This window comes from Nostoc sp. (genome assembly GCF_054880495.1).
In genome coordinates, this window is the sequence record NZ_JBTYKD010000136.1 from 1 (window position 1) to 5,194 (window position 5,194).

Sequence of the window (5,194 nt, forward strand, 5' to 3'; positions counted from 1 at the left end):
GCATCAACTGTCGTGCTGCTATTCCCTGAATGTTGGGCTGTGGCATTTAGACTACCTACTGTCAGTACACCACCCGCGCCAATGGTCGCTAAGGTGTTGTTGCCGACAATTGTTAATCCGACGGCTGGACTCACGGCGGTACCACCTGCTGCTCCTGCCTGAACATTGGTGGTACTGGTGTTATTTGAGGTGGCTGCCAGGGTGAGTACCCCGGCGTTGCTGAGGCTAACATTATCTTGGATTGATGCTTCGGCAGAGTTTTGCTCCAAATCCAATGCCACAGATGCACCCACGCCTACGGTTCCTGCCCCTGTCTGCGCTGCCTCGGCTTTGGTTGTCGAACTGGTGTTGTTCTCTGCTGTCAGTGTCACTGCCCCATCGTTGGCATCCACTATCGCATCTGTCAGCAGTAATGCTTGACTGCTAGTATTTAGATTGTTAAGAGCCAACGCACCAGCAACACCCACTTTACTTGAGCTGCCAGCACCTGAGATGGCCTCAGCCACAAAGGTATTTGTGGTAGGTGTTAGGGCTTCAATATTAGTCGTGCTGGTATTGAGAGATGTCTTGCTACCGACATAGGCTTGATTAGTCACATTAGCAAGATTAATAGCCACTGCAACACCAACACCAGTCGCACCACTGCCTACATTACTGCCATCAGCTAGGGTAGAGGTGTTGTTTTTTGATGCGGCATGAATAGTTAATGCACCCGTGGTTACTGTAGCACCGATGCTTGAATTGGTGGGAGAAATATATGCCTCAGTGTTACTACTCAGGTTAGTAAATGCTAATGCCCCTGCAACTTTAACGTCTCCGTCGCTGGTTTTGGCATTGTTCTTAGTTCTTGATTGTGGGGTCTGATCGTTCTGAGTTGAACCGCCAGGGCTGGCCTTTGCTGTTGTGGTAATACTGTTATCTGAGTCCGCTGCAAGGGTGATATTCGATGCTGAGATCGATTGATTACTGGAACTGTCAATGTAGGCGTCTGTAGTACTCGTGACCGTGGCTACTGCAATACCTGCTCCAGCTGTAGCAGCAGTTGCATCACCATTTGTGATTGCATTGATATTGTTTCTAGCTGTTACAGATAGATATCCGCTGGCGACGAGCGAGCTTGTCCCAGAAATGTGTGCGATCGCAGAACTATTAATAATGGAAGTAGCTACTGCCGCATCTACAGATGTATCAATATAGGAGCTTAATCCCTGAGCACTAGCCGTTCCTATGACTGTAGAACTGCTAGCAATGGTTATATTACCACTGCTCTCAATGTGGGAATCAATAACAGCAATGTTCGCTGTAGAATCTAAGTTAACCAACGCTGTAGGAAGGGACGTTACAGATCCAGTGACTGTGGAGGTAGCAGACATATTGATGCTACCAGCCTTGATGGTTGCCCCAGAAAGATTAATTTGGACTTGTCCCGACGCATTAAAACCGCTTTCTGTATCTGAAGCTGTGAAAGAGATTATGCCGTCAGTACCACCATGAGTAGTGGTGTCTATAGTTACCCCATTGTTTACAGTAATGTTTTCAGTATTTACCGTTAAATTCCCACCATTAAGAGTTAAATTATTAGCAAAAATTACTGAATCATTACCACTATCACCATTAATGACTAACGATTTAGTAAAGTTCGGATCGAGTGAACCTATAGTAGTTGTATCATCACCCCCTAGCCCATCAATAGTTAGTGAATTGCTGGGGTTCAAAAAAGTAATGCTCTCAAAAGTATTATTACTACTAGAAATGGAGGTTTGTCCTGTAGCAGCTTTTGTGACGAGGATTTGATCGTTTCCATTAGTGGCAGTAAATACCCGATCTGTTGTAACGCTATTATCAAAAATTGGTGCTAACCCAGCATACTGAATCGTCTTGGTATCAAGCAGAATCTCTCCTGAATGGGGTCCACTAGCGATAAAATTGGTGCTAGTGTAGCTTCCACCTTGGAGAACCAAGGTGCCTAAATTGCCATCACCTCCATCTGCAACGCCGCTGAGACTACCGTTGGGAGTAAAGACAAAGGTTGCGTAGTTATTGGCCGCAGCTTTAAGATTTTCAACATTCTGGAACTCAATACCGCTAACATTGCCAGAATTTTGTCCAGTGATATTCCATGTTGTGTCAAGATTAGGTCCGAATAGTGTATTATTTCCCTGTCCACCATCAAAGCTAAGTTTCGCCCCTGTACTATTCAATGCCTGGACTAGAGAACTATCAACGTACAAACTATCATTTCCAGCTAAATTTACCGAGATGTTTGTATTGTTAGAAAGTGTCAACCCGTTTATCTGGTAAAAATAGCTGCCATCGGTACTGAACTCCAAATGATTTGCAGCAACCTTCAGATATAGATTATCTGCTTGACTTGTACCCGAAAACATCAGAGAATTGCTGGGAGAAACCTGATAATTAAAAGGATCTGAACTATTAAATGGTAGAGAATTAGAAGAGGAAGATTGTGTACCAAATTGATTTGTATTAATTTGAATGATATCCATATAGCTAACTAATTAAATCTCTTGCAAAAAAGTTTTGTGTAGATTTGAGGGTTAAAAAAATCGTCAAAACAAAAACTTAACTAGCCTTTTGAAGGTCATAGTTATAAATGCCCGCAATTAAATAACAACGCAATGCAAAACGTTTTCTGCGCTTGCGCTATAGGAATTACGAATTCTGTAATCACGTGGCGTCTTGTATAGAAGCATTAATAGTAGTCTGTCCCATTAATTTTGATGAGTTTGTAGTGAGCGATTTATCGCTCAAGTCAAGGACTAAAGTCCTAACTACGAACCTATAAAAACTTATGGGACATACTACTAGTACTCTGTCAAGTTGAAATTGATGGGTAAGCAAGTTCGTAATAAGAACGCTCACAGGGTGAAAAATCCAGGATTTAAAGCCCTGATTACGAACTTGATTTACGTCGTGCTGTACTAGTCACTTTTTGATCTGTTATTGGTGCACACCGTTGACAACAGCTACTTATATAAAATTTAACGCTAGGCATGGCTCAGGATAGCAAATTCTTCTTTAGGAGAGGCTTCTTCTTCTTGTGTATTTACTTGAGATTTAGATTCCTGTTCTACGGGTATACTTCCCAATTCTTCATTGGGAAGCTCAACATTAAGGGTAGTAGTAGGTGCATTATTGAGAAATTCAACTCCGGTTGCCACCTCACGGTATGGGCGGTTGAGGAGGTAGTTAAGTAAGCCATCACGTTGCTGCTCTGTGAGAAGGTATACTTTTTGCTTAACCTGTGTCATAGTACTAATATTTTTGATAAACTGGAATTTGGGGAAATAAATGCTTGTAATCTCCCACACATCCAATATCTTACTGACTGAACATATTTGTAATCAGTAAAATAACTGATTTTTAGTTCAAGAGTTTATGAGTTAGGAATCTACCAGAAAGCAACTACAAATAGTTGCAGCGCAGTGTTGCTCACGCGTCAGGAATACCCTTAAAGGAGCGCCCATATCATTTGTTACCTAAGTAGATATATTCTCCGTATTTACTTATCTTAACATAGTTGGTTTTTTTCCCGCCCACCTACTTAAGTAAGTGGGCGGGAATAATCAAAGTTTTGGATGATTGCCATACCAAAGACATTATTGTTACTAATTTATCTATTCATCCTCAAATATCACCTAGTGAATATTCAAATGATATCTAAAGATTTTTGATATTAGTTCTCTAGATAGATCAGAAAATTTGTCGGAAAACTTTAAGATGAAAAAGTCAAAAGCAAAGAAAGCAGATTCTTACTAAGGAAAAATACAATGGGTAATATTATTGCTTGGCTGGTTTTGGGTTTAATTGCAGGTGCGTTAGCTAAGTTATTTTATCCAGGAACCCAAGGTGGCGGTATTCTCTCCACCATTGTTTTAGGAATCCTTGGAGCCGTTGTTGGCGGTTATTTGGGTCAAACTTTGCTAGGAAGTAGTTCCGCAGCCGCCGCATCTGTAGGAGCTTTTTCCCTTGGAAGCATTTTATTTGCTGTTCTTGGTGCAATGCTACTGATTTTCCTTTGGGGTTTAGTGACTCGTCGAGCTGTGTAATTACCTGAAATAACAGTATTGGGAATCACTTCTAGCTGCAATAAACCGATAAAATGACATTAGAAAAAGAGCGAAGAACTATAGGAGTTTTCGCTAGATGTTCGGATGCAGAATTAGCACTTCAGGAACTCAAAGCTTCTAATTTTCCAATGCACAAAGTTTCTGTAATTGCACGGAATGCCGAAGAACAAAATCATATTGCTAGTGTTGAATCTAAAGATAGCACTGGCAATACATTCTCAGAAGATGCTGCTAGAATCGTTACTGGTGATACTTTAGGCGGTCTTACTGGCTTATTAGTCGGTTTAGTGTTCTGCGTAATTCCTGATATAGGCCGAGTCATCCTAGCTGGAGGAGAAGCAACAGCGATCGCTACCACTTTAGCAGGTGGTTTGCGTGGTTTGTTGCTAAGTTTAGGAATTCCTCAAGAGCAAGCACAGGGTTACACTGATCTAGTTTATAAAGGTTACTATTTAGTGATAGTAACCGCCATAGACAGCGAGATTAGTGTTGCTAAGAGGATTTTTAATAGCCGTGATACTCTACAGTATGGTATTTATCAGCCATACTCTACCCCAAATAGTCGCTATAAAAATGCAGTTGGTATTTTTTCTAGGCGTCAAGATACAGAAACAGCACTTACTGAACTAAAAAGTGCTGGCTTTCCGATGAGTCAAATTTCGGTGATTGTTAAGGATACAAACACGCTGAATAGTTTTACTGAGGTAGATATCAGCAGCTACAAAGATAACTACACTATTTTAGGAATTCCTGAGGAGCTAGCCAGATATTATGAACATCAAGTGACCCTTGGCAATTACCTATTAGTCATAAATAGTACTGATATATACATGGCAGGTGCAAGAGCTATTTTAGAGAGTAATAAGATTCAACATTTTCGGATCTATAGCCAATCTCAACTTAATGCAGTTAGAAGCGATCGCCAGACTATTACGAACTTATAGTTAAAGTACTGTAATTATTGTAGATATTTCTAAAAATTTATGCTATAACCTCATCTAAGTTTATAAGCGTAGTTTTTGCCCTCACCCTAAATCCCTCTCCCATATCTGGGAGAGGGACTTTGAAATTCTGGCTCCCCTTCTCCCAAATCTGCGAGAAGGGGT

The 5,194-nt window shown here is 41.0% G+C and carries 4 protein-coding genes; 2 read left to right on the forward strand and 2 right to left on the reverse strand.

Features of this window, described 5'->3' with window-relative positions; translation table 11 throughout:
• The coding region (locus ACYTXL_RS14405) for a beta strand repeat-containing protein (protein ID WP_461925332.1) at window positions 1-2,504 on the reverse strand (2,504 nt) is incomplete at its 3' end.
• Window positions 2,505-3,005: 501 nt separating this feature from the next.
• Window positions 3,006-3,269 carry a hypothetical protein gene (locus tag ACYTXL_RS14410; protein ID WP_461925333.1) on the reverse strand — a complete coding sequence of 88 codons (264 nt, stop codon included), beginning with the start codon at window positions 3,267-3,269 and terminating at the stop codon, window positions 3,006-3,008.
• Window positions 3,270-3,788: 519 nt separating this feature from the next.
• Here ACYTXL_RS14410 and ACYTXL_RS14415 point away from each other — a divergent pair.
• Both ACYTXL_RS14415 and ACYTXL_RS14420 read left to right on the forward strand, forming a co-directional pair.
• Window positions 3,789-4,067 (forward strand): GlsB/YeaQ/YmgE family stress response membrane protein, encoded by a 279-nt coding sequence (locus ACYTXL_RS14415; protein WP_292793546.1) that lies wholly within the window; start codon window positions 3,789-3,791, stop codon window positions 4,065-4,067.
• A gap of 53 nt (window positions 4,068-4,120) precedes the next feature.
• Window positions 4,121-5,032, forward strand: coding sequence for a hypothetical protein (locus ACYTXL_RS14420; RefSeq protein WP_461925334.1), 912 nt, complete (start codon window positions 4,121-4,123; stop codon window positions 5,030-5,032).
• Window positions 5,033-5,194 lie beyond the last annotated feature (162 nt).